Consider the following 24,488-nt stretch of genomic DNA (forward strand, 5'->3'; position numbering starts at 1 on the left):
GTGCGGGCGGACCTGGAGGTCGCCGATGTCTTCCGTGCTGCCGGCCCCGGATACCGGATCGCCCACGCAGGGCATCTGAGCCTGCAGCAGCTCAAGGTCATGTCGGCGATCGAACATTGCCGCACCGCTGCATTGGGTGGTCATGTCGAAGCCTGTGCGGACTGCGAGCATTGGCGGATCGCCTACAACAGCTGTCGCAACCGGCACTGTCCGAAGTGCCAGGGCGCGGCCGCGCGTACATGGCTCGCCGAGCGCGAAGCCGACCTGCTGCCAGTGGGCTACTTCCACGTCGTGTTCACGCTGCCGGCCGAGGTCGCCGTCATCGCGTTCCACAACAAAGCCTTGGTCTATGACCTGCTGTTCAAGGCGGCATCGGAGACGATGATGACGATCGCGGCTGATCCCAAGCACCTCGGCGCGCGCATCGGCATCACCGCCGTGCTCCACACATGGGGCTCGGCAATGACCCACCATCCCCATGTCCACATGATCGTACCGGGCGGCGGCATCGCGCCGGACGGGTCACGCTGGGTATCGTCGCGGCCGGCCTTCCTTCTCCCAGTCAGAGTACTGGGCAAGCTGTTCCGCCGTCTGTTCCTGACCCGGCTGGTCGCGCTTCACGACGCCGGCCGGCTCACCTTCCTCGGATCGGCGGCGCACCTCGCCGACCGTCGGGCCTTCCTGCGTCATCTAAAGCCTGTTCGCAGCAAGCGCTGGGTGGTCTATGCCAAGCCGCCCTTCGCCGGCCCCCAAGCGGTGCTCGCCTACCTGTCGCGCTACACTCACCGGGTCGCCATCTCGAACCGCCGCCTGATCGCCTTCGACGAGGCTGGAGTCACCTTCCGCTACAAGGACTATCGCCGTGATGGTGTCGAGCGCCAGCGCGCCATGACGCTTGCCGCCGACGAGTTCATCCGCCGCCTCCTGCTCCATGTCCTGCCGCGTGGGTTCCACCGCATCCGCCACTATGGGCTGCTCGCCAGCTCCGCCCGCAAGGCCAGCCTCGCACTCGCGCGCGAACTGCTGAACGTCGCTCCGCCGCCCCAAGACGACACTCCGGAAGAACCGGCTGACGTCTGCCGGCCTTGCCCCTGCTGCGGCGGACGCATGGTCGTCATCGAGAGGTTCGAACGGTGGTGCCAGCCTCGTGCACCGCCTGCCTCAAGAGCGCCGAACCGGGAGAACGCCCCATGACCCGGCATGGCCAAGTTGTTCGTACGACCCCGCCACGCCGGCGCCGGTCAACGGGATGTTATGTGCACATTGCCGTGGCGCCGGTCGTCACGCACACCAATCCCGTCGGCATCAACGCTACAGGCTCTGCGACCTGGCCCGGAAGCCGCTTCCACGACATGCCAACCGCATCCTATGAGGAAGTTCGCGACAGGCGCTGGCACACTCCGAGACCCAAATCCCCATAGGCAATCTCTGCGGCCCGCGGGTTCCTGCATGAGAGACTTTCGTACGCCTGACGGCACCCGAAACCCTTCAGCACGTCGGCCGTAGAGATCAGCTTTGCCGCTTCCTGAAAGCAGACATGGCCCACGACCACGCCGGCGGTCATGGTTGCGCCGCCAAAACCGGACCTCCGCTGCACGAGAGCAGAAGGTCTGCCTTCTGGCTGACGGCAGTTTGGCCAACGCATCGTGGCGAACCACGGAATTCCCAGTGGGGCCTATCCCAGGTTTTATCCCCGACGCCGCAGGCCTATTGCAGATCGGGAGCAACCTCATAAGTCCACACTCGAAACGCTGTCAGGACGTGCGGGCCGAAGGAATTAATGAGCGGTATGTCGGCTGCATCTCGGCCGCGTGCGACTACTATTCTGCCGATCCGCGGCGTGTTGTTGCGCGGATCGAAGGTGTGCCATGCACCGTCCAGGAAGACCTCGATCCAGGCGCTGAAATCCATCGGGTCGACGACAGGAACGCCGATGTCGCCGAGGTGGCCATTGACGTAGCGTGCGGGAATGTTGAGGCAGCGGCACAAGGTGAGTGCGAGATGCGCGAAGTCGCGACAGACGCCCACCCGCTCGTTGAAAGCCTCAAAGGCGGTTCGGGTCGACCGGGCCTGCATATAGTCGAAGCGGATGTGGGCATGGACGAAGTCGCAGATCGCCTGCACCCGACCCCAACCGGGTGGGACGCTGCCGAACTTATCCCAGGCAATCTGGCTGAGGAGGTCGGTTTCGCAATAGCGGCTGCCCATGAGATAGACGAGGCAATCGTCCGGCAATTCCGGCACCGCGATTTCCCGTGCGCCAGGAAGAGCCCTGTCCGGTTGCCCGTCATCTTCGATCGTGGCATCGCCCCAAATCGTCAGGTTGCCCGCCGGCGCGACAAGCCGCCGGCATCGGTTGCCGAAGAGATCCCGATAGGTCGTCGTGGGAACATCAGGAGTGGTGAACAGCGTTTCGGGAACGCGAATGTCGGCCGCGCGGTCATCGTGGACCGATAATAGACATACCAATGCCGTCGGCTGTTGGCAGGTCAGCGTGATTTCGTAACCGTAGCGAATGAGCATGAGGATACTCGCTTCTTATCCGACTACCGGAAATCGGCGGCCGTCAAAGTATAGGATTCATGACGGCGGTGAGAATAAGCCTTGCGCGCAGCTTCGTAGATCGACGTGCGCATTGAATCGAACGCCGCGAGGCATTTCGCCTCCGACGGCGCCGTCCCGCGCAACTCCGTTCCCGATTGCTCCAGTGCACCGACCTCCACCAGGAATCGCACCTGGGACATGCCGTCATGGCCGCTGAAGCGGACGGCGTTCCGCTCATCATCGAAGCTGCGGCTGGGGTTTGGGAAGGACAGTGTCATGGCCGGCGTGCCACGGCTTCGCCCGATGCATCTTGGGCAACTGCCAGGAGGCTGATGCGCTGCCTACGGCGTTCGACGCGATAGTCTCCCGCCGGTTGCGGAGCGTCAAAGCCCGGCAGCCGGAAAGCCGACGAAAAGTGAACGACAGTTTGCGTGATGCGGCTGGCCATGTGCAGATCTCCACAGGAGCACGCGGATGCGCCTCCTGCATCATTCCCGCTCGACCTGGATGTTCCCTGATGCTGCCAGTACATCCGTGGTCAGCGCAGGTGTCCAATCCAGATCGAACAGAGCGACATGCGCGCCGGATCGGCGGTATGCATTCGCTATCGAGATCTGGGGTGTATGGCGGGTCTGGGTCTCTGACACCGCGAAAGCCAATCGGCCAAAATCAACGAGACTGATATATGCGCTTCAATTGAGCTTCAAACAAGGGATGGGCGCGTATTATTCAAACCGCAAAGCTTCGCTGCAACCTCCATGGTTAGGGCGAGGTGATGTCTTCCCACGCGGAGAGGAACGCGACGTATACACATGCATTCCTAAGCTCCGGGTCATTCCGGGTCGCTGCTAGAAATTCCATCCGACGCTCGCGCTCACCTGCATTGGGCATGTCGTTGATAATCCTCATGATTGCTGAACGAACCAGTTGTTCCGCTTCAACACATTCTCTCGGATAGGCATCTTCGTTGCGAGACATTTTCTCATGCCTCCATCGGCTGTCCCGGATAATACCGTAAATCCTGCCGCTGGCATATGCGGGACTAGCCCCGACAGCGTTGTCTATGCCGAATCGCTCTTGTTCCGCTACTTCACCGCGCGCCGTTCCTCGTACTGAGTACTCGCCTGGCTTGCGATTTCTCTCGGCGCGGGCCTTAGCCTAGGCGATATCCGCCCCATAGGAATACAGGCGGCCTCCGATCTCCTCAGAACCGTCTTTCGTCATCGTGGCGCTCGCCGTCATTAAGAAGCGGCAGAATTCAAAAATCCCCCTCGCCCCAGAAGATGCGTGGCCAGTTTACTTTTCCTGAACCGAAATGCCAGAACCGTCGATGCGAAGTTCAACACCCTCAGGCTTGGATTCTTGACGGTAAGCATAAATTCCGAGGGCGATTACGGCGACTATGAGCGCGCCGATGATGAGATAAAGTGTGTTTTGGTTCATGGATGGGCCTTTGGTATTGCACTTCCGGGAGTGCGTAATTCGCCAACTCGAGGCGGTTGCCCGCTCGCTGCCAGGACGGTCGTATTGAACATTCAGATCTGCGCCCGAAGGCTCAGGTGTCTCTGGTATGAATGCGGGAGCCGCATTGACCTGCGCAACAGCAGTTAGGGCAAAAGATAGCGCTAATGTGGAGCACAAAGGCCCGACAAGTTTTGTTCAAGATGGTCTCTCCTCCTAGGGAGGTGGAATGTGTCCCCGCACAAGCGCAACGGTTGATGCCAGCCAAGGTTCCACAAACAAAAGTTGCATCGCGATTGTATGGGCTTGTGCGTGCCGCGCGAATGGAGGCGATGATGCGGCGATCAATGGCTTATAGTAACAGGACGCCCGAGCAGCCAACGCGCGGCCCGCTTCTCGTCTCCGCATCGTGCTCAGGCGGCCTGATTTCTCTTGGAACGGACCCTGGGCTTTCGCCCCGCAACCTTGCGTGGCCGTCTAAGTCGCACGACCGCTTCCTCCGAGAGCGCACCCGCCACCGCTTGCTGGAAGGTGTGGGCAACAAAGTCACAACCGATCGTAGCGCTCAGCTTCAATTCGTCTAACGCCTCTTCGTGCAACGTCCAGAATACCACTCCCACCCTCAGCGAACTCCGGGACCTCTTAAGCCGGCGCACAATGTAACGTGCCTGGGGCAGGGATTCGGCGTTCAGAAAGCCGATGACGACGGCGTGTATGCCGTTCAAATCCAACGCCCTTAGTTGGGTAGGATCCAGCATATGGTGCTCGACCATGCTGGCGCTGGTTCCCTGTACGGTCAGAACTTGCGTAAGCATCGCTGCGGCCGCGTTGTCGAGTTCGCCGCGCCCACCGGCGCAAAGTACGGTCTTCCCGGTGCCGTCGGGAAGTTCCGTCGGTGCGTCCTCTGCCGCCTCCTCGCCGGGTTTGTCCTGTGAGAGGTCGCTCTCATCCTCGTCCTCTTCTGCCGCTTCTTCCTCGGCATAGTCTTCAAGATTGTCGACAAGCGTGATGGCGCTTTCAGCCACTCGCCTGCGGCGATCGTCGGTCATAACGCCGCGCGCCCGATCGAATTCGCCCAGAGCAAGAGCGGGAATGGCAACCGTCTCGTAAAAGCTGACCAAATCGTTCTCTTCGAGAAATTTCTCGGCGCGATCCGTTGCTTCGTCAGGATCGCCGGCAAGCAGTCGCTGGTAAAGCTGCTTATGTGGCTCAAGCACCGGTTCGTTGCCGAACACCACATCCAGGAATTCGAATTGCGGCACGTGCCGTCCGAGAACCACAAGGCAGACCGTGAGCGGCGTCGACAGCAGCAGTCCTAGTGGTCCCCACAGCCAGGTCCAGAAGATCGCCGCCACGATGATGGCCAACGGCGAAAGGCCGGTGCGGGAGCCGTATAGCCACGGCTCGATCACGTTGTTGCTCACAAGTTCGAGGACAATGAAAAGCGCAGCCGTCCACAGCACCATTGTCCAGCCGGAATCGACGGCCAGCGCCAAGGCCAGCGGGAAGATCGACGCGATTACCGGCCCGATATAGGGCACAAAGCGCAGAACCAGGGCCAGCAGGGCCCAGAGCGGCGCATTGGGAACGCCAATGATCCATAATCCAATGCCGATCGGCACGGCATAGGCGATGTTCACGATCAGTTGCATCAGCAAGTATTGCCCGACGCGCCGGCCTGCGTCCTGAAGGGCTTCTGTGGTGCGATGTAGATCGCTTGCCCCGACAAGGCGGATGAAGCGATCGCGCAAGTCCTCCCGCTTCAGCAGCATGAAGATCACCACCACAACGATGATGCCGCCTGTCGCCAGCGGTTCGACCAGCGGCCCAATGACGGTTTGGAGAACCTGCAGCGGTTGCGGTTTTGGCTCGATGACCTCGACCGGAAGCGGAGCCACAGCTTTCTTCTGTTGATCGAGGTGGTCGCCGCCTGTCGGCGGCCTGTCCTCTCCAATCTGGCGGTCAAGCCGTTCCAGCAGTTTGGAGACACGGCTGAAGACGCCCTCTCCAATATTCGCATCCTTGATTGTCTGCATCTTCGTTTCGATGTTGCTCTGATAGAGCGGCAGATTCTCGGCTAGATTGCCAAGTTGAGTTCCTACCACCGCGGCAAGCAGGAACATTGAGGCAAACGCTGCCACAACCACCGAGACAACGGCAGCAGGTCGTGGAATCCGAAGTTTGCGCAGCCACGAGACGACTGGAGCCAACGCGAATGTCAGGAGCACGGCAATGGCGAGCGGGATGAAAATATCCCGCCCGAAATAGAGCGCGGCCACGGCCGCGACTACTCCCATAAGCGTGGGATAGCTTGCTTGCGAGGTGTCGGCCCCTGGCTGCAAAAAAAGCATAGGGGCGCTGCAAACGCGGCTTGGATATACCCCTCTCCGGTGATGCGTCCATAGCGTCCAGCCCCCTTGCGACCGCGAAAGCGTCGCTCAATCCGCGACCTCACAATATAGCACGAAGTTTCACCAAAAAGGCGATCCGCGAACAACTGCCTCTCGGCATGTTCATATCGGCTTGCTTCTGAAATTCCGCTGCGTTCGGAAAGTGAAACAACAATCGACCAACTCATCAGAATTATCCGGAACTGATACATCTTAGTCGCGTTGTGGCTCCGAGGGACACCTTTTCTTAAAACCATATGGAGCTAAATTTATGAGAACGAAACTTTTTGTTTCGGCCGCTACCGGCATCTTGTTCGCACTGTCAGGTGCAGCCATTGCCCAAACGGCGGTCACCGCAACGACCGACCTTAATGTGCGCGCCGGACCGGGTCCGCAGCATCCAGTCGTTGGTGTAGTCGGCGCTGGCGCGTCCGCTATGCTCAACGGATGCGTTGAGGGCAGTAAATGGTGCGCCGTCTCGCACGGCGGCGGCGAAGGTTGGGTTTATTCCGACTATCTGGTTGGCGATTTCGGCGGACAGCAGGTCGTCCTGACCGAACGTCCGGCCGATTCCGTCAAGGTGATAACTCCGCCGTCAGGTGACGGCGGCGCCACGGGTGCGGTTGTCGGCGGCACAACCGGTGCGGTCGCCGGAGCGATTATTGGCGGCCCCATCGGTGCTGCGATTGGCGGCGTTGCTGGGGTGGCCGTCGGCGGAACTGCCGGAGTTGCGGCAGAACCCCCGGACGAAGTGCGCACCTACGTCACCTCCAACAAGATCGACCCGATCTATCTCGACGGTGAAGTCGTGGTCGGTGCTGGACTTCCTGAAACGGTGGAACTGCGCGAGATTCCCGACTACGAACACCGTTATGTCTATCTGAATGGACAGCCGGTTCTGGTTGAGCCTGGTTCGCGCAAGATCGTCTACGTCCTACGCTAATAGACTAAGTTCTAGGCAACAGACCGTTGGGCCACTTGCCCAGCGGTTTTTTGTTGGAGCCGAGGTGAGTCAGCTCAGGCCATCTCGGCGTAGGGCTCAAGTTTGGCGATCCCGGCGTCCAGCCCAACGGGCGACGATCAGTTCTGCCCAGGAAGCAAGCTCGATTTCATCGACCAGCTTCAAGGTCCGTTTGCGCGTGGAGTGACGGCTCTCGCCATTGGCCATTTGACGGGTTGAAGAAACAACTCGGCGAGTTGTTTGTGCAAGCGCTTTCTCTCCATCGGATCGCGAACGAGGGATGTGGCGCGTAGCGCCAGATGCTGGCCGTCTGCAATATTTGCCGGCCCGCCCGCGCCGACCATCGCGCGAACTTCGATCATGCGTACCGCCAGCTCAACCATGCGTCTTCCCCCGTCCAATCTCAGTCTGGGCTTTCCGATTGATCATATGCGCCAACAGGTCAAGGCGATAGCGAACCGCACCAAATAGGCCATCTGACTCCGGCCAGGGTCGAATCCGCTAGGATATTCCTCCCCGGGGGCCTATGGTGAATTGCCGCGGCTCAAATCGCCCACGATCTCCGATCGGATACTCCCCCTCAAATGCTCGACTTTCAAAAATTGAACATGCGCAGACGCTTGCGCAAGCGATCGTCAATACGATCCCCGAGCCCTTCGTCGTGCTTGACGACCGCTATCGTGTTTTGGCCGCAAGCCGCTCCTTCTATTCCACATTCAACGTCCAGCCCTAACAAACGCGCGGTCGTCTGCTCTACTCGCTTGGCGATGGCCAGTGGGACATTCCCGATTTGCGTGTTCTGCTGGAGACGATCATTCCCGAGCAGACGGCAATGGATAACTTCGAAGTCCAGCATGACTTTCCCGATATCGGGCATCGGACGATGCTGCTGAACGCCCGCCAGGTAGTTTACGACGACAGTTCCAATCGGACGATCCTACTGGCTTTTACCGATGTTACGGCCCGCAGAGCGATCGAGCGAGAAAAGGAAGAGCTCCTCAGCCAGACCGAGGAATTGCTGCGCCAGAAGGATATTCTGCTCCAGGAAATGCAGCACCGCGTCGCCAACAGCCTCCAGATCATCGCCAGCATTTTGTTGTTGAAGGCTCGCGCCGTGACTTCCGAAGAAACCCGCCAGCACCTGCGGGATGCGCATCAGCGCGTCATGTCGGTAGCTGAGGTTCAACGCCATCTCCACACGCTTGAAGGCATCGACCAGATCGATGTGGCCTCCTACCTGTCTAAGCTTTGCGAAAGTCTGATCTCGTCGATGGTCGGTGAAGGCCGGATCGCGATCAAGGTGATGGCGGACGCCGGAACCGTTGGATCTGAAAAAGCCGTGAGCTTGGGACTGATCGTTACCGAACTCGTGATCAATGCGATCAAATACGCGTTTCCCGCTGACCGAAGCGGCGCACTGATCCTGGTAACCTATGAAACGGCTGGCCCGGACTGGAAGTTGACCGTTTCAGACAATGGTGTCGGCAAAAGCACCAGCGACAGCGATGGCAAGAAACCCGGCCTGGGAACCGCAATCGTACAGGCGCTGGTAAAGCAGATGGACGCCCAGCTCGAAACCACCAGTTCGGCGGTCGGCATGAGCGTGGCGATTACTCAAGCGACGTTCACATCGCATATGCCACGGGCAATCTGAGATGCCGGTTCGAACGAGTTGGACAGCAAAATGAGAAAACCAGTACCCCGTGCCTTTGGCACCCGAGGGATTTCAAACAACCCCGGCAAGGCAGTCGCAGCAGGTCACTCGGCTCGCTGGAGCGCCCCGATCGAAGAGTATCTGTCGTCGTCGGACCGAACCGCGATGGTCGGGTTTCTGATCAAGGGGGCCGTAGCGTTATGGGTTTTGGCCATAATCCTCGTGGTGTTCTTCGGGTAAACTTTCGCCAACCCTGCCGTTCTGAGGTTGATTTCGCCAAATCTCCACCCGTTCAAATCTAGCGTTGAAAGCGGCCCACAAGGAAACAACTCATGTCGGACGCCATCCTTTCGCGACAGAAGATGCCCAGGCTGGTCGTCGTCATGGCGTTCCACCCCGATGACGAGGGCGTGCTTCAGGTTGTATTCGGCCCAGCCGAGCAGCAGAGCGAGGAGCGTGCAATCCGGACAGCGAAGGCGCTGGCGCCCCAAGCATGCCGGCGTCATCGCCTGGTCGCGGGAGGCCAATCCGGCGCTCGGCGAGTATGGCGAGCCTTCGACCTTGTTCGTCAGCGGCGATGTGCCTGCCATGGAATGAGCGGCGGGATGATCGGGAACACCACCCACGCCAGACTGCTTAGGCGATTATCGCGGAAGTGTGGCCACGTCCCCGAACCTAAGATTTGAGATAGCGATCGAAACTCGCTGTTGTGGGTGGGCACATTCTCGCCGTGCAGCGGCCAGGCATTGTGGCTTGATGGATTTCTAGGACTAGGCGGGCATGAAACGAACGATGTACGCAATCGTATGCGTGGCTTTGATCGCTGCGGGCTCGGCGTTGCTCTTTTCGATATCTCTCGACCCCCCGAATGAACCGTTTGCGGCTAGCAAGTTGCAGGGCTAAATCCTGGACGCACTCCCGAACTGGCAAGCAATAACGAGGCAAGATAACCGCAGCCGCTCCGGAAGCAGGGCGCGAGCCAAACTAAGCCCGGGCGAGGCGGTTGGGCCTATGGCAGCTTTTGAACGGACACGGCACAATGACCGGCGGTCCTTATGCCAATTTCGATAACCGGCTTGATGATTCCCAGCACGCTCCAAGCACCCGACCTGCCGGCAAATGTTCTCGAATTTGACGATGACGCGCTGCTGGACATCGTGCAGCGGCAAACGGCCCGGTATTTCTGGGAAGGCGCACATCCCGTCAGCGACCTTGCCCGAGATCGACTGAAGACCACCGGTGCTCCAACCAACGATCTCGTGGCGATCGGTGGTTCTGGTTTCGGCATCATGGCCATCATCGTTGCGGTTGAACGCGGATGGATCGATCGTACGGCGGCGTTAAGCCGATTGCAGGGAATGCTGAATTTTCTGGAAAGCTCGCCACGCTATCACGGCGTGTTTCCTCATTTCATCGACGGCCGCACTGGTGCGACAATTCCATTCCGTCGCAAGGACGACGGCGCTGATCTGGTCGAAACCACTTTCCTGTTTCAAGGTCTGATTTGCGCCCGCGAGTATTTCGCCGGGAAGGCAGACCAGGAAGCGCGCCTTCGCCAGAGCGTGAATGCGCTGTTGTCACAGGCCGAATGGAACTGGTTCACACGCGAGGCTCGGCAACTCATGTGGCACTGGAGCCCGAACCACGGCTGGGCAATGGACACCCCGATCAGGGGTTGGAACGAATGCCTGCTCACTTTCGTGCTGGCGGCGGGATCAGCGCGCCACCCCATTGATCCAGGAATCTATCACGAAGGCTTTGCCGGTGGACCCGACTTTCGAAACGGGCGCGACCATTACGGGATTGTCCTGCCGTTGGGAATGAATTCTGGTGGTCCGCTCTTCTTTTCGCACTATTCCTTTTGCGGGCTCGATCCGCGAGGCCTAAGCGACCGATACGCCGACTACTGGCAACAGAACCTCCGTCATACGCAGATCAATTATCGGCATTGCGTCCGCAATCCTCATAACCATTTGGGATACAGCCCTGACTGCTGGGGTCTGACCGCGAGCCATGGGCCGCGAGGATACATCGCAAGTGCACCTGACAGGGACTTTGGCGTGATCACCCCGTCCGCTGCCCTGTCGAGTTTCCCTTACGCTCCAGCGGAAGCGATGCGCGCACTGCGTGGTTTCCTGACCAAGCCTCGAAAACGCATATGGGGCCGCTTCGGCTTTGTCGACGCGTTTTGCGAAAGCCGCAACTGGTACTCCCGAACCTATCTGGCGATCAATCAGGGGCCAATCATCGCGATGACCGAGAACCATCGTACCGGGCTTTTGTGGAGACTGTTCATGGGCGCGCCGGAGGTGCGCAGGGGCTTGGCGAGGCTGGGCTTCACCAGCCACCGTCTGGACAGCATCAACACCTCAATACATGGTGGGTAATGTTCTCAGGAATACAGCCTCGCCTTCTTGCAATGTCGTCAAGTGACAAAACTGACCTTCGATTGGCGGAACAAACGTCTGCACAGGGGTCAGGTTAGGACCGAGCCCGCACCGAGCTGAATGTCTGCTCATTTATGTCTCACACTAGAAGCTGCCTGTCCGCTTAGCCCGACGACGACCAGATGCGCGCCGACTTCGCAGTAAAAACAGCGACATGGAGACCGTTTCGGTTCATCTAGCCTGCAACGCAGCGTAGAAGCTATGATTGAATGCATGGCAGCAGCGGAGGAACAGCGCAACGTGGACCCTTATGTACTGCTCCTCGCAGTCTTCGGCGCCGTGGTCCTTCTGACCGCCTGGCTGCCTCTTGTCCTCAAGGAACTGCCGCTTTCACTGCCCATGGTGTGCATTGGAATCGGGGCTCTTCTGGTCCTGTCGCCATTCTCACCGAACGTAGGGGTTAATCCGTTGGAGAACCGCTATCTTACGGAGCGACTGACGGAGTTCGTGGTCATAGTCTCGCTCATGGGAGCGGGGCTGAAGCTGGACCGGCCGGTCAGTTGGAGGGGCTGGGGATCCACATGGCGTTTGCTCGGCATCGCCATGCCGTTGACCATTGCAGGAATTGCTCTGCTCGGCTGGGCGGTCCTGGGCCTCGGACTTGCGGCTGCGTTGCTCCTGGGCGCGGCTCTCGCCCCGACTGACCCGGTCCTGGCGAGCGACGTGCAAGTCGGGCCCCCGCAATCAGGTAAGGAAGATGAAGTGCGCTTCGCGCTTACCTCCGAGGCTGGACTAAATGACGGAGCAGCCTTTCCGTTCGTCTATCTCGCTATTGCGGTTGCCCTGTCGCAAGCCTCTGGCGGCCAGCCGTTCGTGGCCGATTGGCTTCTCATCGACGTCCTTTGGAAGATCGCTGCCGGAGTGGCGATTGGCTGGGTCGGCGGAAAAGCCATGGGCTTTCTCGTTTTCCGACTACCCAATCGTACCGGCCTTTCGGAGACACGAGACGGCTTCGTAGCGTTGGGAATCACTTGTCTCGCCTATGGCACCACCGAGCTGGCAAACGGCTACGGCTTTCTTGCGGTCTTCGTTGCGGCGGTTGCTCTTAGGTCAGTCGAGCGCCGCCACCACTATCATGAGAACCTCCATACCTTCGCCGAGCAGATCGAACGATTGGTGATGATGGTCTTGCTCGTGTGCTTCGGGGCCGCCATTGCAGAGGGGACCATTTTTGGGGCCCTCAGCTGGCCAGTAATTGCCACCACCGCGCTAATTCTGTTCGTTGTACGACCGCTCTCGGGGTGGATCAGCTTAGCAAGGCATCCGGCTTCCTCACCCGAGAAGGCGGCGATCGCATTCTTTGGGATCCGTGGGCTCGGATCGTTCTATTACGTCGCCTATGCCTTAGGGCAGGCAGAATTTGAGGCGCCTCAGATCATTTGGGTGACTGTTTGCAGCGTAGTTCTCGTGTCGATCGTCACCCATGGCGTACTCGTTACGCCGATCATGCGGCATCTCGATTACAACAGGTCCGCGCGATCAGCGACAAAGGAGACGCAACCTCTGTGAATTGCTGCTCGAATTTCATGGTGATAGATCGGACTCTCCGCGCTCCTCTGTAACTTACTGCTTTTCCAGGCAGTCGCCGCCCGAGCCGTCCCAATACGGATGCTCGTCCCAGAAAGACCTCCAAACCGGAGCCCGCTTCGACGACCGGCTCCGGGTCACCAGCTGCCATAGGAACCGACGAATGCCGGGCCAATGGCAGCTTTCCGCACTCTGGAACCGGGAATCTGCCATTCCGCTCCGGCCCCAAATGAGACGTCTGAGAAGCGGTTTGGCCATGACCGGGCGCCCATGCCGTTCTGGGATTGCCTCCGGCTACAAAGAATCCGCGCGAGCGCTAGACTGCGCGGTTTCGGTAAACTGATCCAATAGTCACCATAGCCGCCGTTTGTCCGCTTCGCACTTTGTCGTATCCGATCTGTACGACAAAGCAGCGTGTTGACAGAACAAACTAATGGGGTATTGAACAGGACTATACAGGTTTATTGAACAGGTTCTAATATGGCACGGCGCACCTCGACGTTGTCTCCCGCAGTGGGTAAGCCCGAGCATATCGCGGGGGTTCTGGAGAAAGAGATACGGTCCGGTGCCCTGGGCTTCGGCGAGAGACTGCAGAGCGAGAACGAACTGGTCCAGCGGTTTTCCGTCAGCCGCAACACCATCCGCAAAGGCCTGGAAGAGCTGTCGAGCCGAGGCCTCATCACCACCAGGGTCGGCATCGGCTCCTTCGTCACGTTTGACGGCAAGATGGTTGATGACGCCATTGGTTGGTCGAAGGCACTGGCCGATGCCGGCGCGAATGCCGAAACCCGCACCCTACGGCTCGAAGTCATCGAGGACGCCGAGCTTGCCGCCCGGCTCGGCATCGAGGATCCGGCTTTCATCGCCGTCGACCGGGCGCGTAGCAATGCCGGCGATGGGCACGCCATCTCGATCGAACGCAGTCGACTGCCCTTGTCGGCGGAACTGGAGGAGGTTCCACTGAAGGGCCTGCGGGAAGGCTCTTTGCACCAGACGCTGCGCGGTGCCGGTCTTGTCCCTGACCACGGCGAGGAGTGGGCCGACATCGAGATGTTGTCCGCCGAGGACGCGGCCGTTCTGGGCTGCGCTCCTGGCACGCCATTCCTGCGCACGCGACGGCTGACGCGGTCCGCCGACGGACGGCCGATCGAATACGTCACCAGCTTGCTCAATCCCGCGCACTTCGCGCTGCATCTGGAGTTCTGAGCCATGTCTGGGAGGAGTATGGCGCAGGACAGGGCGCTGGCCACGTTGATCGGCGGGGCGCTCGGCGATGCGCTCGGCATGCCGACGCAGCTTCTGTCGCGCGCGCGGATCAAATCGTCCTATGGCTTTGTCGACGGCTTCGTCGTGCCGTCCGATGACCATCCTGTGTCGAAGGGCCTGCCCGCGGGTGCGATCACCGACGACACCGAACAGACGCTGCTGCTTGGCCGCATCCTTCTGGAATCCGTCGAGAGCTTCGACCACAAGCGCTGGGTCGACGCGCTGGTCGACTGGGAGCGCGACGTCAAGGCGCGCGGCAGCTACGACCTGCTCGGCCCGTCGACCAAGCGGGCTATCGATGCCATCAACGATGGCGTGCCGCCGGAGGAAGCCGGGCGTGAAGGCGACACCAACGGCGCGGCAATGCGGATTGCGCCGGTCGGCATCATGATGCCGCCGGAGCCGCTCGAGGCGCTGGTCACCAAGGTGGCAGAAACATGCCGCGCGACGCACAACACATCGATCGCCATCGCAGCCGCCGCTGCTGTGGCGGCGGCGGTCAGCCACGGCATCGCCGGTTGCGATTGGCGCGAGGCTTCCCGGCGCGCCGTGGATGCCGCCGCTCTCGGCGCGAAACACGGACACTGGATCGTCGGTCCCGATGTCGCGGCCCGCATCGGCTGGGCTTGCGAACTGGTGCGCGGCAAACCGGCCGCCGAGGCGATTGGTGTCATTGTCGACCTCGTCGGCACCGACGTCGCCAGCCAGCAGTCGGTGCCAGCGGCCTTCGCGGTTCTCGAGGTGGCCGAGGGCGATCCGTGGCAAGCGGCGGTGATCAGCGCCAATCTCGGCGGCGACACCGACACGATCGGCGCCATCGCCGCCGGCATGGCCGGCGCCTGTGCAGGCACGGCGGAGCTGCCGGAGCAGCGTATCGCCGAACTGCGGGGCATCGATCTCGACGAAGTTCGCGCGCTTGCCGCCGATCTGGTCGCCGCGCGATTCAGCCAGGCGGGCGGAAAGGAGGCAGCATGAGTCGCCTTGTTCACGCCGGCAGCGCGGTTGTCGACTATGTCTACCGCATCGACATGCTGCCGCTGCCCGGCGCCGAAAAAACCGCTGCCTCTTACGATCGCGTCGCCGGCGGCGGCTTCAACATGATGGTCGCGGCGCGGCGGACGGGGATGCCAGTCGTATTCGCCGGACGGCATGGCACCGGGCCGAGCGGCGATTTCCTGCGCGCGGCCTTCGCGATGGAGCGTATCGAGGTGCTAACGCCGCCAGCGCCGGAGCTGGACAGCGGCAATTGTGTCGTGATGGTCAGCGCGGACGCCGAACGCACATTCGTCTCGTGGCCGGGCGCGGAGGCAACGCTTCGCGCGGCCGACCTCGCGGCGGCCTTCCTCGAGGCAGGCGACTGGGTGTTCACCTCGGGCTACACGCTGAGCTATCCCGGCAGCCGAGATGCGCTGGCCAGCTGGATCGAGGCGCTGCCACCCGAAATCTCCTTCGTCTTTGACCCGACGCCGGTCGTGCCGGAAATCCCGAAAGACATTCTGGCCCGCGTATTGGCCCGCACAGGCTGGCTGAGCTGCAATGCCGCGGAGGCGGCGGCAATCACCGGCACGGCCGACGTCGCCACCGGCGCCGAACTGCTGATGAGCCGGTACTCTCCGCATGCCGCCGGCCTGTTGATCCGATCGGGCGAGGCCGGCGCCCATGTGTTGCTGCGCGACGGCAGGTCGCAGACCATTCCCGGCTTCAAGGTCGCCGCGGTAGACACCAACGGCGCCGGCGACACCCATATCGGCGCCTTCGTCAGCGCGCTGGCGCGCGGCGAACGCCCCTTCGCGGCGGCGCGCTACGCCAATGCCGCCGCCGCCATCTCCGTCACACGGCACGGCGGTTCGTCCGCGCCGACCGACGCCGAGATCAACGACTTTCTGGCGGCTATGCGACCGTCGGAAGAAACCGATCAGGACCGCAGAGAAATCACGGCCTGACACAACCGACAGAGAGGAACCGACGATGACCAGACTGACTGCAATGCTGGCGGCCACGACCGTCCTTGTTTCCGCTTTTGCCCTCCCGGCCCAGGCCGCCGAGGTACACGTGCTCAACTGGAAGGGCTATGGAGCCGACGAGCCCTGGGCGATCGAAGCCTTCGAGAAGGCGACCGGCCACAAGGTGGTCAACGACTTCTTCAATTCCGAACAGGAGATGCTGACCAAGCTGCGGACCACTCCCGGCCTCTACGACGTGGTCATGATCAACGCCGCCTTCACCGGCCAGGCGCTGGCCGAGAAGCTGATCCAGCCGATCGATACGTCGAAGATCGCTAACTACGCCGACATCAGCCCGGAAAAGGCGACCTCCCCGATGCTCAACAAGGACGGCAAGGTGTTCGGCGTGCCGTGGGTATGGGGCCTCACTGCGATCGCGGTCAATGACAAATCCTTCGAAACGCCGCCGACCAGCATCTCGGTGATGTGGGACGAGGCGCGCAAGGGCCGGGTGGTCATTCGCGACGACGCGGTCGAGGCGATCCAGTTCGGCGCCATCGCATCGGGCCAGAACATCAACGACATCAAGGATATGGAGGCGGTGAAGGCGAAGCTCACCTCGCTGATGCCGCAGATCCGCACGTTCTGGAGCTCGGAAAACGACTGGAACCAGATGGTCGCCTCCAACCAGATCGACGTGGGCACCTACTGGTCCGGCTCGGCCGACCGCGCCAAGACGCAGTTCAAGCTGCCGGTCTCGCTGGTTGTGCCGGACGAGGGCGCGGTCGCCTGGCTCGACGCCTTCTCGATTCCGGCAGGCTCGAAGAACGTCGAAGGCGCGGAGGCCTTTATCAACTACATGGTCGACCCGACCTTCTACGTCGAATGGGTGACCAAGGTCGGCGCGCCGGTTTCCGCCAACGTCAAGGCGGTCGCGGCGTTGCCGGAAGACTCCTTCAACCGCAAGGTGATGGGCGATCCGAAAGTGGCTGAGCGCATCCAGTTCCAGGCGCCGATCACCGATGCCCAACGCGAGCAGTACCTCGCCGTCTGGCAGGAACTGAAGGTCAACGTGAAGTAGCCCGCGTCACCGTCCCGCAGGGCGTCGCACGGGGCCGGCATGATTTGTATCCATCGAGTGGCGTTTGCACGACCGTCGGGCGGCGCTCCGCCCTCGGCTTGACTGACGGGAGGAAAGGGCATGGCAACACCATCCGCGGGGAGGCGGGGAATAGGGCCGGCGCTGCCGCTGCTTTTGCCTGCCTATCTCTGGCTGACGGTGGCGATCTTCCTGCCGCTGTCGGCCATGGCCTTCTTTTCCTTCATGACCGACCTGCCGCTGTCCGGAAAGGCATGGTCGCTGACAGTGCAGAACTACGCCGCCTTCCTCTCCAGCGGCCTCTATCTGACGCTGCTCTTGTCGTCGCTGCGCCTCGGGCTCGAAGTGACGCTCTGGTGCGCCGTGATCGGCTTTCCGGCGGCCTATGTGGTGGCCAAGGTGCTGAAGGGCCGGGCGCGCGAGGCGATCTTCCTGCTCGTTATCCTGCCCTTCTGGTCGAACGGGCTGGTGCGCATCTTCTCCTGGGCCATGGTGCTGCGCGAGGGCGGCATCCTCGATACCGCGCTCAACGCCGTCCTGCCGTTCCGGATCAGCATCGACCTGATGTATTCCTACCCGGCCGTTATCATCGGCCTGGTGCACTCCTATGTGCCCTACATGGTGCTGACCTGTTACCTCACCCTGCAGGCGATCGACGACTCGCTGATCGAGGCGGCACGTTCGCTCGGGGCCACGCGGTTGCAAACGCTGCGCCGCGTCATCGTACCGCTGGCCATGCCCGGTCTGATCGCCGGCGCCGTGCTGATCTTCGTGCCTGTCGTTGGCTCCTTCATGGAGCCGCGCATCCTTGGCGGCCGCACCGGCACCTTCTATGGCACCGTCATTGAGGACCAGTTCGTCGCCGTGTTCAACTGGCCGCTTGGTGCCGCACTCTCCTTCATTCTGCTGGCGGTGGTGCTGCTCATCCTCGCCGCCGCCTCGCCGGTGCTCAGGAGGGCCGTCTGATGTCCACCACCCGACTACTCGAAGGCTTCGGCCGCTTCTATATCGGCCTTCTGCTCGCCTTCCTTTATCTGCCGATCGTAATCATGGCGCTGATGTCGTTCAACGCCTCGCCCTTCTATCAACTGCCATTCGAGTGGACGACGAAATGGTATGCCGACTTGTCGCACAACGCTCAGCTTCTCGCCGCGACCTGGAACTCGATCGAGATCGCCATCATCGCCACCATCCTCGCGACGCTGCTCGGTACGGCCGCCTCGCTGGCGCTGTTCCGCTACGAGTTCGCCGGCAAGAAGCTGTTGCAGGCGCTGCTCTTCCCGCCGATCGCCATCCCATGGCTGATCACCGGCACGGCGATGCTGATCTTCTTCTTCGGCGTCGGCATCGGCCGCGGCCTGCATGCCATCCTGCTCGGCCATGTCGCGCTAGCGCTGCCATATGTGATCGTCGTCGTCTCGGCGCGGTTGCAGACCTTCGCGCCGGAACTGGAGGAAGCCGCCCGCTCGCTCGGTGCCAGCCAGTGGCAGGTGACAATGCGCGTCACGCTACCATGGATAATGCCGGGCGTTATTGCCGGCGCGTTGTTCGCCTTCGCTGTTTCCTTCGACCAGTTCGTGGTGTCGTACTTCCTCTCGACGCCGGGCGAGGCGACGTTGCCGGTCGAAATCTATGCCGCCATCCGCAAGGGCTTCACGCCCGAGATAAATGCGGTGTCCACCATCATCATCGCGGTCTCGATGGGCCTGATGCTCGTCGCGGCCCGCTTCTTCAAGTTCGGGGGAGAAAAATAGTGGCCGAGGTTCAGGTCGAAAAACTCTCGCGCTCGTTCGGCGCACACAAGGCGCTCGACAATGTGTCGATCGATTTTCCCGACGGCGGGTTCTACGCCCTGCTCGGACCGTCGGGCAGCGGCAAGACCACGCTCCTGCGCATGATCGCCGGCTTCGACTTTCCCGACGCCGGCAGCATCCGGATCGGCGGCGAGGGCGTCCAGCGCGTGCCGGTCGAGAAGCGCCGCATCGGCATGGTGTTCCAGAGTTACGCGCTGTTCCCGAACATGAGCGTCGCCGACAACATCGCCTTCGGGCTGTCGGTTCGGGGCGAACCGAAGTCGGAGATCGCCCGCGCGGTGCGGAATGCGCTTGACCTCGTGCAGCTCGGCAAGCTCGGCGAGCGCCGCCCGCATCAATTGTCCGGAGGCCAGCGCCAGCGCGTGGCGCTCGCTCGCGCCATTGTTATCAAGCCGCGCGTGCTCTTGCTCGACGAGCCGCTCGGCGCGCTGGACAAGGCGCTGCGCGTCGACATGCAGATCGAACTGAAGCGCATCCAGCGCGAGATCGGCATCACGACAATCTTCGTCACCCACGACCAGGAAGAAGCGCTGACGATGAGTGACCGTATCGGCATCCTGCGCGACGGACACCTTGTGCAGGAAGGTCCGCCGGAGGATATCTACAACAGCCCGAAGAGCGAGTTCGCCGCCACCTTCCTCGGCGACGCCAACATATTGCGCGGCGAAGCCACCGGCGACGGCATCCGCCTGCCTGATGGCACGGCAATCACGGCCGGCTCGGGGGTCGGGCCGGTGGCCAGCGCTAAAGTCAGCTGCGCGGTTCGACCCGAACGCATCCAGATTGCCGCGGCGAACGGCGCGGACCAGACCAGCGGAAATTTACTCAGGGGCCGAGTTTCAAAACGCATCTTTGCTGGCAACAGCAGCACCTACTTCGTCGACCGCGATGGCGAAACCATAAAGGTGCTGGTGCAGAACAGCGGTGCCGAAAAACTGGCGGAAGGGGCGAACGTCGTGCTGCACTGGTCGCCGGAAAGCACGGTGCTGATCGGCTCGTAAGATCCCACTCCCTGGCGAGTGGAACCTGATGTCGCTTGGCATTTAATCGGGGTCTTCCTCACTTTGTGTGGTGATGAGAAGTGTTGAGCGGCAGCATGCGTGTTCTGAGGAGCTCCGGGCCTGCTCTGCCATACATGGCACGTTTGATCGTCTTGAGGCGGTTGATCTGGCCTTCTGCCTGGCCGTTGCTCCAGGGCAATTCGATGGCGTTGCGGACGGCGCCGATGTCACGGCGCAACACCCGCGCGAACCGGACAATCGAGAAGAGCCCGGAGTCGACGGCATCGTCGATCCAAATGTCGAGCTTGCTCGATTTACGGCTCCGGAGAATGCCGCGAAATCGCATGGCAAGGCTGCGCATGAGGGCAAACGCATGTGATCCCTGTGACCCGGCGCCCAAATGTGACCCCACCCGCCGCTGAGATTTCAACGCCTTATCGCGCCGATCGGCGCAGCGATCCCACGCCGACTGACAGTTGCCAGCCGAAGCTAGTTCAGGCCCATCGTGGGAAGGCCATCAGCGTATCGTCTGGCGGCTGCTCCTGGGGAGGCTTGGACACTGATTCACACGCGCTCCAAGCAGATCACGAACCCATTGCAGATGGGCGGGCGGCACTTGCATTCTCGCGACGGTCAACGCTGCAAAAATAGCATCGGCCAAGGAATCCCGGCCGACATGTTTTTCCATTTCTGGGTGATGCAAAAGATCGGTCGTGGTGAGGATCGAAAGGGAAGGGAACCGATCGCCCGCGATTCTCCTCGCCTTCTTTTCATCGATCACGGCCACAGCGCCAAGGTCGAGGGCGTGAGCAAGCGTCGCTGCTTCGCCGTCGTCTAGCGTCTCGATCGCGCTCCCGGTGACAAGGTCTTGGAAAGTCGTCTGAGCCCCGTCGCTGAGATCTTCGACCGACACGATTTTGCGCGTAACCAAATCGAGGAACTTCGGGTGATCGGACCTGCCCTTTGCGACGCCAGCTTCCAATTCGCCCGTGACGACGCTGGTGACGACGATACGGCGTTGCAGCCTTGCCAGGATCGCGCCTGCAACGCCGGTTCCGTTGAGGTTGATAATCGCGCTGGTATCGAAAACAAGCGGCAGATCTAGGAAGGCCGGTTCAAAGAGGCGGTCCATACGACGCGTCGTCCCCTGCCGCTTGCTCTTGAAGCTGCCGCACTGCAATTCGGTCAAGTTGCAACAGTCTTGCGATTTGCCCTTCGCTCATGAGCCCCCTATCTAACGCTTCGACGGCCAGCGAACCCAAGCGCAATGAAACGGGGCCGGTCCCCAGTTCCTCGTGGTCAAGACCCGCGCCTCGATCGCCGAGCACTTGCCGGGCCTGTTCGTCGGATATGCCGCCATTGTCTAGAAACCAGTCCCACGTACCTTGCTTGGCGAGTTCAAGTTCCTCCAACCGCCGCACCAGTGCCTCGCGCGAAATTCCAAAATAGTGCGCGAGGATGATGACGTGGCGGCGGGAAAGATTCGGCGCCCCCGCCGTCACCTCCTGGAATTTCTGCATGACGGCGCGCGCCGGCGCCATGAATGAGCGCCCGAATGAATCGGCGTATCGTTCATCGCGTGAGTTGGGCAGCGGCGAGTCGTGCAAAACTTCGGGCCTACGTCGAGTCGCGGTGAAATGGCCAAGCTCGTGCGCGATGCTTTGAGCGCGCCGATCACGTCTATGACTTGCGTTGATCAGCATGCATGCACCAACCGTGTCATCGAACGCGAATAGACCGGAAATCTTGCCGCCGAGCGGATGCACATACGTGCGGATTCCCAGCTGCAACTCGATCAGACTCAGAACATCTTGAATGGGGCTCAAGCCAAGCCCGAGCCAATGCCGCAGTTCCTGCGAGTCCTGCTCCGCTTGTGCTCTGACATTACCGGGCAGTATCTGCTTTTCGGGCGGGTAGTTCGGCAGACGCTTCAGGCCTAAGACATTCTCCAGCTCGACCTCGGCGCGAACGAAATCGTTCAACGTGCGTGCCGCTGCTTCTACTGATGGATCATCATCACCGGTCAGTTTACGAAATCTGGGCACGAGGTCGACGTGAACCGCTTCTTGCCTGAGCAGCGTGTTCACCGACGTTCCATAGAGCTTCGCGAGGTTTTGCAGCTCTTTCAGTTTGATGGCGCGCTGACCCTGTTCGATGGCGAGGAGCGTCGTTCTGGCCACACCCACCGCGCTAGCCGCCGCAGCCTGGGTAAATTTACCGGTCTCACGGGCGAGCCGTAGGCGCTCTCCCAGATCAGCATCAGAAATCTTGGAAGAAGGCGAATTCATTATGCTGCACTTGCCCAGCCCGTAACAAACGAGCCCGGTCCCAAAGAGTTCACAAAGGCTTTCCATTCGGCCGCGTGGGCCGATAGCAGATCTGCAAGCAACTGTCGGACATCGTCGAGCGGCTGGCCCAACGCTTCGCTCAACTCTGCGGCGAGCCGCGCTTTCACGTGCTTTTCAGCATTGTTGTCCGCCATGGCGGCCAGATGATCGAGATGGAGCGTCCCAGCGACCGCATATTCGCGGAGTGCCGGCGTCATCTTTGTGAAGCTTCCGCTGGCTCCTTGTTCGAAGTCATGTGCCGAAATATTTTCCCAGACATAGGTGTTTGCCATTTCGGTGAGGCCCGCCGCATGGACACTCTGCCGACGCAACATGCACGCCGCACAGATCCCGCATTGGCGAAAGTCGCCATTCGTAGACATCTGGCGTGGCCCTTGCCAGCAAGAGCGGGTCTGCCTCCATTCCCCTTGATCACCATATTCCCTGATGTATGCGGCCAGCGTGGCGCCCTTGGTGGACCACAAACGGGGAAAGCGGAAACTCAAAGACGTCCCGAACAGCGCGTTCAAGAACTTCGCCATGCGGATCGTGAACAGCGGATGGTTGCGGTAGTCCGGGTAGCCTTGACCGACCGGCAAGAGGGCAGGGCCCAAAGCACCCTGACCGCTTTCCGTCATGATAATTTCCCGTGCGCCGGTAAGGTAGGCAGCGAGCCCACTCACCGAGGCAAATTTGAAGCCGCGCGACCGGAAACTGGTTTCCTTATGTCCGTCGCCAGTGGTGACCGAATAGGGAATGCCGGTGAAGGGGACGCGCCGACCCTCTTCAACAGGGTACTTCTTCAATTTCTCGCCGACGCGCACCCGCACGAGACTGTTTCCCATCTCGCGGGGAGAAGAGGCCGGAGACCGCTTTTGAATCGAGACCCTCGCTGAAGGCGATCACAGCGTTCACCCCGTCCAAAGAAAACAGGTGAGATTGACCGATGGCCTGATAGTCCCGCGCTCTCCTGACGAACACCAAGTTCCATTTGTTGCCCGTGAGCAAGTTGAGCGTCTCATGGAGAGGATTGGCGATGGAGCTGTCATTCCAGCGCGCCGGATCATGCACGGCGATACGCACGACAAACTCCCTGCCCCACATCTTCGAAGAACGTGGGGCGATGCGATCGCAGAATTCGATGGCAGCAGCGACAACCAGCGTGTCGAAGACGATGGGTTCGAAATTCGCGAACGCGAATGACAGCAAGTGTTCGGCGCTGAATCGAATGTCCTGGTCAATGACGCAGGCGGTCCAGTTTGCGCCTGCACGGGCAGGCTCGTCGACTACATCAACGTTCACTTGCCGAAGGGGGATGGTGTCAGTGGCGCTCATAGCTGTGGCCCATCGCCCAGCCCGCTCTGCTTCGCGGGTGCTTTATGAAGAGCGGTCGTTTGTGGAGCCACCACCGAACGCGCGAGTCCGGCGAAGTCGAAGCCTCGTCTTGCTTCCTCAAGCCGCTCACGCACATGGCTTGCCCGCTTGTTGTTGGTGTCACGAAGATAGTGCTCTTCAACCTGTCGGTTGCCTGAGGCGCAGCGCGCTTCGAGCGCGTAGGCCGATCCTTGCACCAATGCCTCTTGACCGGAAAAGCCCTCTCTCACGGCCTGCTTGGTCCAGTCGATGACGGCGAGCTGGAGTCCGTAGCCCGCGGCGTGCACCCTCATGTTGTCGAGCGCCTCGAGTATTTGCGCAGGAAAAGAAAACAAATCGCCTTGTGACGATCCACCAAGGAGGCTCGAAAGCAGCTTCGGTATTTCCGGGCGCACCTCTTTTTTCCAATCAGCTCCGAGGGCAGGCGTGAGCCCCGCGCAAACATCGCTGGCGGTGTATACTGGCTTGTCCGCGAACTTTGCGAGGTCTTTCCACCTCGGCGGCAACGGCAGGCTTCTGTGAGGACCATCGCCCATTACGATTCTCCGATGTCAGAAATATTCTCAGAAAAGTCTGACAATGTCAAATAGCGCGTGCGGACGGCTAGCAAGTTTATGATTTTCCGACTGCGCGGCGATCATCGCCGCAAATCGCTTAGATTGTAAACCAAATCGAATTAT

General features: G+C 60.9%; 23 protein-coding genes and 1 pseudogene. 13 read left to right on the plus strand and 11 right to left on the minus strand.

Annotated features, from left to right (window positions below):
- Positions 1-1,194 (plus strand): IS91 family transposase, encoded by a 1,194-nt coding sequence (locus ACG873_RS00255; RefSeq protein ID WP_394885935.1) that lies wholly within the window; start codon positions 1-3, stop codon positions 1,192-1,194.
- A gap of 513 nt (positions 1,195-1,707) precedes the next feature.
- On the opposite strand, the gene ACG873_RS00260 is transcribed toward ACG873_RS00255, so the two are convergent.
- The 4 genes from ACG873_RS00260 to ACG873_RS00275 all read right to left on the minus strand — a co-directional run bounded on the left by ACG873_RS00260 (position 1,708) and on the right by ACG873_RS00275 (position 6,356).
- On the minus strand, positions 1,708-2,523 hold the full coding sequence (locus ACG873_RS00260) for a transglutaminase-like domain-containing protein (protein ID WP_394885936.1): 816 nt from the start codon (positions 2,521-2,523) through the stop codon (positions 1,708-1,710).
- Between the two features lie 23 nt (positions 2,524-2,546).
- The gene (locus tag ACG873_RS00265) at positions 2,547-2,822 is read right to left on the minus strand and encodes a DUF1488 domain-containing protein (protein ID WP_394885938.1); all 276 of its coding nucleotides are present in this window, start codon (positions 2,820-2,822) and stop codon (positions 2,547-2,549) included.
- Between the two features lie 484 nt (positions 2,823-3,306).
- A complete protein-coding gene (locus ACG873_RS00270) occupies positions 3,307-3,522 on the minus strand; it encodes a hypothetical protein (protein WP_394885940.1) in 216 nt (71 codons plus the stop codon).
- Between the two features lie 896 nt (positions 3,523-4,418).
- Entirely contained in the window at positions 4,419-6,356 is a 1,938-nt protein-coding gene (locus tag ACG873_RS00275) for an AI-2E family transporter (RefSeq protein ID WP_394885941.1), read from the minus strand.
- Between the two features lie 310 nt (positions 6,357-6,666).
- Between ACG873_RS00275 and ACG873_RS00280 the strand changes: the two genes are divergently transcribed.
- Complete coding sequence (locus ACG873_RS00280; protein WP_394885943.1) at positions 6,667-7,338, plus strand: DUF1236 domain-containing protein; 672 nt, start codon at positions 6,667-6,669, stop codon at positions 7,336-7,338.
- 179 nt (positions 7,339-7,517) lie between these two features.
- Here the strand turns inward: ACG873_RS00280 and ACG873_RS00285 are convergent, their stop codons facing one another.
- Positions 7,518-7,739: a hypothetical protein gene (locus ACG873_RS00285; protein ID WP_394885945.1), complete on the minus strand. Its 222-nt coding sequence runs from the start codon at positions 7,737-7,739 to the stop codon at positions 7,518-7,520.
- Positions 7,740-7,882: 143 nt separating this feature from the next.
- On the opposite strand from ACG873_RS00285, the pseudogene ACG873_RS00290 reads away from it, so the two are divergent.
- The 11 genes and pseudogenes from ACG873_RS00290 to ACG873_RS00340 all read left to right on the plus strand — a co-directional run bounded on the left by ACG873_RS00290 (position 7,883) and on the right by ACG873_RS00340 (position 20,107).
- Positions 7,883-9,010 (plus strand): annotated as a pseudogene (locus ACG873_RS00290) (sensor histidine kinase).
- A gap of 456 nt (positions 9,011-9,466) precedes the next feature.
- Positions 9,467-9,607, plus strand: a complete 141-nt coding sequence (locus ACG873_RS00295; protein ID WP_394885947.1) for a hypothetical protein — start codon at positions 9,467-9,469, stop codon at positions 9,605-9,607.
- 482 nt (positions 9,608-10,089) lie between these two features.
- Entirely contained in the window at positions 10,090-11,397 is a 1,308-nt protein-coding gene (locus ACG873_RS00300; protein WP_394886123.1) for a glucoamylase family protein, read from the plus strand.
- Positions 11,398-11,670: 273 nt separating this feature from the next.
- Entirely contained in the window at positions 11,671-12,966 is a 1,296-nt protein-coding gene (locus ACG873_RS00305; RefSeq protein ID WP_394885949.1) for a cation:proton antiporter, read from the plus strand.
- A 498-nt stretch (positions 12,967-13,464) separates the two neighbouring features.
- Positions 13,465-14,190 carry a GntR family transcriptional regulator gene (locus ACG873_RS00310; RefSeq protein ID WP_394885950.1) on the plus strand — a complete coding sequence of 242 codons (726 nt, stop codon included), beginning with the start codon at positions 13,465-13,467 and terminating at the stop codon, positions 14,188-14,190.
- A gap of 3 nt (positions 14,191-14,193) precedes the next feature.
- Complete coding sequence (locus ACG873_RS00315) at positions 14,194-15,225, plus strand: ADP-ribosylglycohydrolase family protein (RefSeq protein WP_394885951.1); 1,032 nt, start codon at positions 14,194-14,196, stop codon at positions 15,223-15,225.
- Positions 15,222-16,193: a PfkB family carbohydrate kinase gene (locus ACG873_RS00320; RefSeq protein ID WP_394885953.1), complete on the plus strand. Its 972-nt coding sequence runs from the start codon at positions 15,222-15,224 to the stop codon at positions 16,191-16,193. The genes ACG873_RS00315 and ACG873_RS00320 overlap by 4 nt, the downstream gene beginning before the upstream one ends.
- 25 nt (positions 16,194-16,218) lie before the next feature.
- Complete coding sequence (locus ACG873_RS00325) at positions 16,219-17,274, plus strand: ABC transporter substrate-binding protein (protein WP_394885954.1); 1,056 nt, start codon at positions 16,219-16,221, stop codon at positions 17,272-17,274.
- 120 nt (positions 17,275-17,394) lie between these two features.
- Positions 17,395-18,258 (plus strand): ABC transporter permease, encoded by an 864-nt coding sequence (locus ACG873_RS00330; protein WP_394885956.1) that lies wholly within the window; start codon positions 17,395-17,397, stop codon positions 18,256-18,258.
- Positions 18,258-19,046 (plus strand): ABC transporter permease, encoded by a 789-nt coding sequence (locus ACG873_RS00335; protein WP_394885958.1) that lies wholly within the window; start codon positions 18,258-18,260, stop codon positions 19,044-19,046. Before ACG873_RS00330 ends, ACG873_RS00335 begins: the two co-directional genes overlap by 1 nt.
- Positions 19,046-20,107, plus strand: a complete 1,062-nt coding sequence (locus ACG873_RS00340; RefSeq protein ID WP_394885959.1) for an ABC transporter ATP-binding protein — start codon at positions 19,046-19,048, stop codon at positions 20,105-20,107. Before ACG873_RS00335 ends, ACG873_RS00340 begins: the two co-directional genes overlap by 1 nt.
- A 58-nt stretch (positions 20,108-20,165) precedes the next feature.
- Here ACG873_RS00340 and ACG873_RS00345 read toward each other — a convergent pair whose 3' ends face one another.
- From ACG873_RS00345 to ACG873_RS00370, 6 genes are all read right to left on the minus strand, one after another.
- Positions 20,166-20,537, minus strand: a complete 372-nt coding sequence (locus tag ACG873_RS00345; protein WP_394885960.1) for a transposase — start codon at positions 20,535-20,537, stop codon at positions 20,166-20,168.
- Between the two features lie 87 nt (positions 20,538-20,624).
- Positions 20,625-21,239, minus strand: a complete 615-nt coding sequence (locus ACG873_RS00350; RefSeq protein WP_394885962.1) for a hypothetical protein — start codon at positions 21,237-21,239, stop codon at positions 20,625-20,627.
- Complete coding sequence (locus ACG873_RS00355; RefSeq protein ID WP_394885964.1) at positions 21,223-22,395, minus strand: XRE family transcriptional regulator; 1,173 nt, start codon at positions 22,393-22,395, stop codon at positions 21,223-21,225. The genes ACG873_RS00350 and ACG873_RS00355 overlap by 17 nt, the downstream gene beginning before the upstream one ends.
- The gene (locus ACG873_RS00360) at positions 22,395-23,264 is read right to left on the minus strand and encodes a 7-cyano-7-deazaguanine synthase (protein WP_394885966.1); all 870 of its coding nucleotides are present in this window, start codon (positions 23,262-23,264) and stop codon (positions 22,395-22,397) included. The genes ACG873_RS00355 and ACG873_RS00360 overlap by 1 nt, the downstream gene beginning before the upstream one ends.
- Positions 23,221-23,769: a hypothetical protein gene (locus ACG873_RS00365; protein ID WP_394885968.1), complete on the minus strand. Its 549-nt coding sequence runs from the start codon at positions 23,767-23,769 to the stop codon at positions 23,221-23,223. Before ACG873_RS00365 ends, ACG873_RS00360 begins: the two co-directional genes overlap by 44 nt.
- Positions 23,766-24,344 carry a hypothetical protein gene (locus ACG873_RS00370; RefSeq protein ID WP_394885970.1) on the minus strand — a complete coding sequence of 193 codons (579 nt, stop codon included), beginning with the start codon at positions 24,342-24,344 and terminating at the stop codon, positions 23,766-23,768. Before ACG873_RS00370 ends, ACG873_RS00365 begins: the two co-directional genes overlap by 4 nt.
- Positions 24,345-24,488 lie beyond the last annotated feature (144 nt).

The sequence above is a fragment of the Allomesorhizobium aridi genome, from assembly GCF_043769475.1.
GTDB lineage: Bacteria > Pseudomonadota > Alphaproteobacteria > Rhizobiales > Rhizobiaceae > Allomesorhizobium.

Excerpts from the sequence above, each read along its gene's own strand:
- ACG873_RS00285 (WP_394885945.1), bottom strand. The coding sequence starts at position 7,739 with ATGGTTGAGCTGGCGGTACGCATGATCGAAGTTCGCGCGATGGTCGGC.
- ACG873_RS00325 (WP_394885954.1), top strand. The coding sequence starts at position 16,219 with ATGACCAGACTGACTGCAATGCTGGCGGCCACGACCGTCCTTGTTTCC.
- ACG873_RS00370 (WP_394885970.1), bottom strand. The coding sequence starts at position 24,344 with ATGGGCGATGGTCCTCACAGAAGCCTGCCGTTGCCGCCGAGGTGGAAA.
- ACG873_RS00320 (WP_394885953.1), top strand. The coding sequence starts at position 15,222 with ATGAGTCGCCTTGTTCACGCCGGCAGCGCGGTTGTCGACTATGTCTAC.
- ACG873_RS00315 (WP_394885951.1), top strand. The coding sequence starts at position 14,194 with ATGTCTGGGAGGAGTATGGCGCAGGACAGGGCGCTGGCCACGTTGATC.
- ACG873_RS00265 (WP_394885938.1), bottom strand. The coding sequence starts at position 2,822 with ATGACACTGTCCTTCCCAAACCCCAGCCGCAGCTTCGATGATGAGCGG.
- ACG873_RS00335 (WP_394885958.1), top strand. The coding sequence starts at position 18,258 with ATGTCCACCACCCGACTACTCGAAGGCTTCGGCCGCTTCTATATCGGC.
- ACG873_RS00260 (WP_394885936.1), bottom strand. The coding sequence starts at position 2,523 with ATGCTCATTCGCTACGGTTACGAAATCACGCTGACCTGCCAACAGCCG.
- ACG873_RS00300 (WP_394886123.1), top strand. The coding sequence starts at position 10,090 with ATGATTCCCAGCACGCTCCAAGCACCCGACCTGCCGGCAAATGTTCTC.
- ACG873_RS00275 (WP_394885941.1), bottom strand. The coding sequence starts at position 6,356 with ATGCTTTTTTTGCAGCCAGGGGCCGACACCTCGCAAGCAAGCTATCCC.
- ACG873_RS00330 (WP_394885956.1), top strand. The coding sequence starts at position 17,395 with ATGGCAACACCATCCGCGGGGAGGCGGGGAATAGGGCCGGCGCTGCCG.
- ACG873_RS00365 (WP_394885968.1), bottom strand. The coding sequence starts at position 23,769 with ATGAGCGCCACTGACACCATCCCCCTTCGGCAAGTGAACGTTGATGTA.
- ACG873_RS00305 (WP_394885949.1), top strand. The coding sequence starts at position 11,671 with ATGGCAGCAGCGGAGGAACAGCGCAACGTGGACCCTTATGTACTGCTC.
- ACG873_RS00350 (WP_394885962.1), bottom strand. The coding sequence starts at position 21,239 with ATGGACCGCCTCTTTGAACCGGCCTTCCTAGATCTGCCGCTTGTTTTC.
- ACG873_RS00280 (WP_394885943.1), top strand. The coding sequence starts at position 6,667 with ATGAGAACGAAACTTTTTGTTTCGGCCGCTACCGGCATCTTGTTCGCA.
- ACG873_RS00310 (WP_394885950.1), top strand. The coding sequence starts at position 13,465 with ATGGCACGGCGCACCTCGACGTTGTCTCCCGCAGTGGGTAAGCCCGAG.
- ACG873_RS00270 (WP_394885940.1), bottom strand. The coding sequence starts at position 3,522 with ATGTCTCGCAACGAAGATGCCTATCCGAGAGAATGTGTTGAAGCGGAA.
- ACG873_RS00355 (WP_394885964.1), bottom strand. The coding sequence starts at position 22,395 with ATGAATTCGCCTTCTTCCAAGATTTCTGATGCTGATCTGGGAGAGCGC.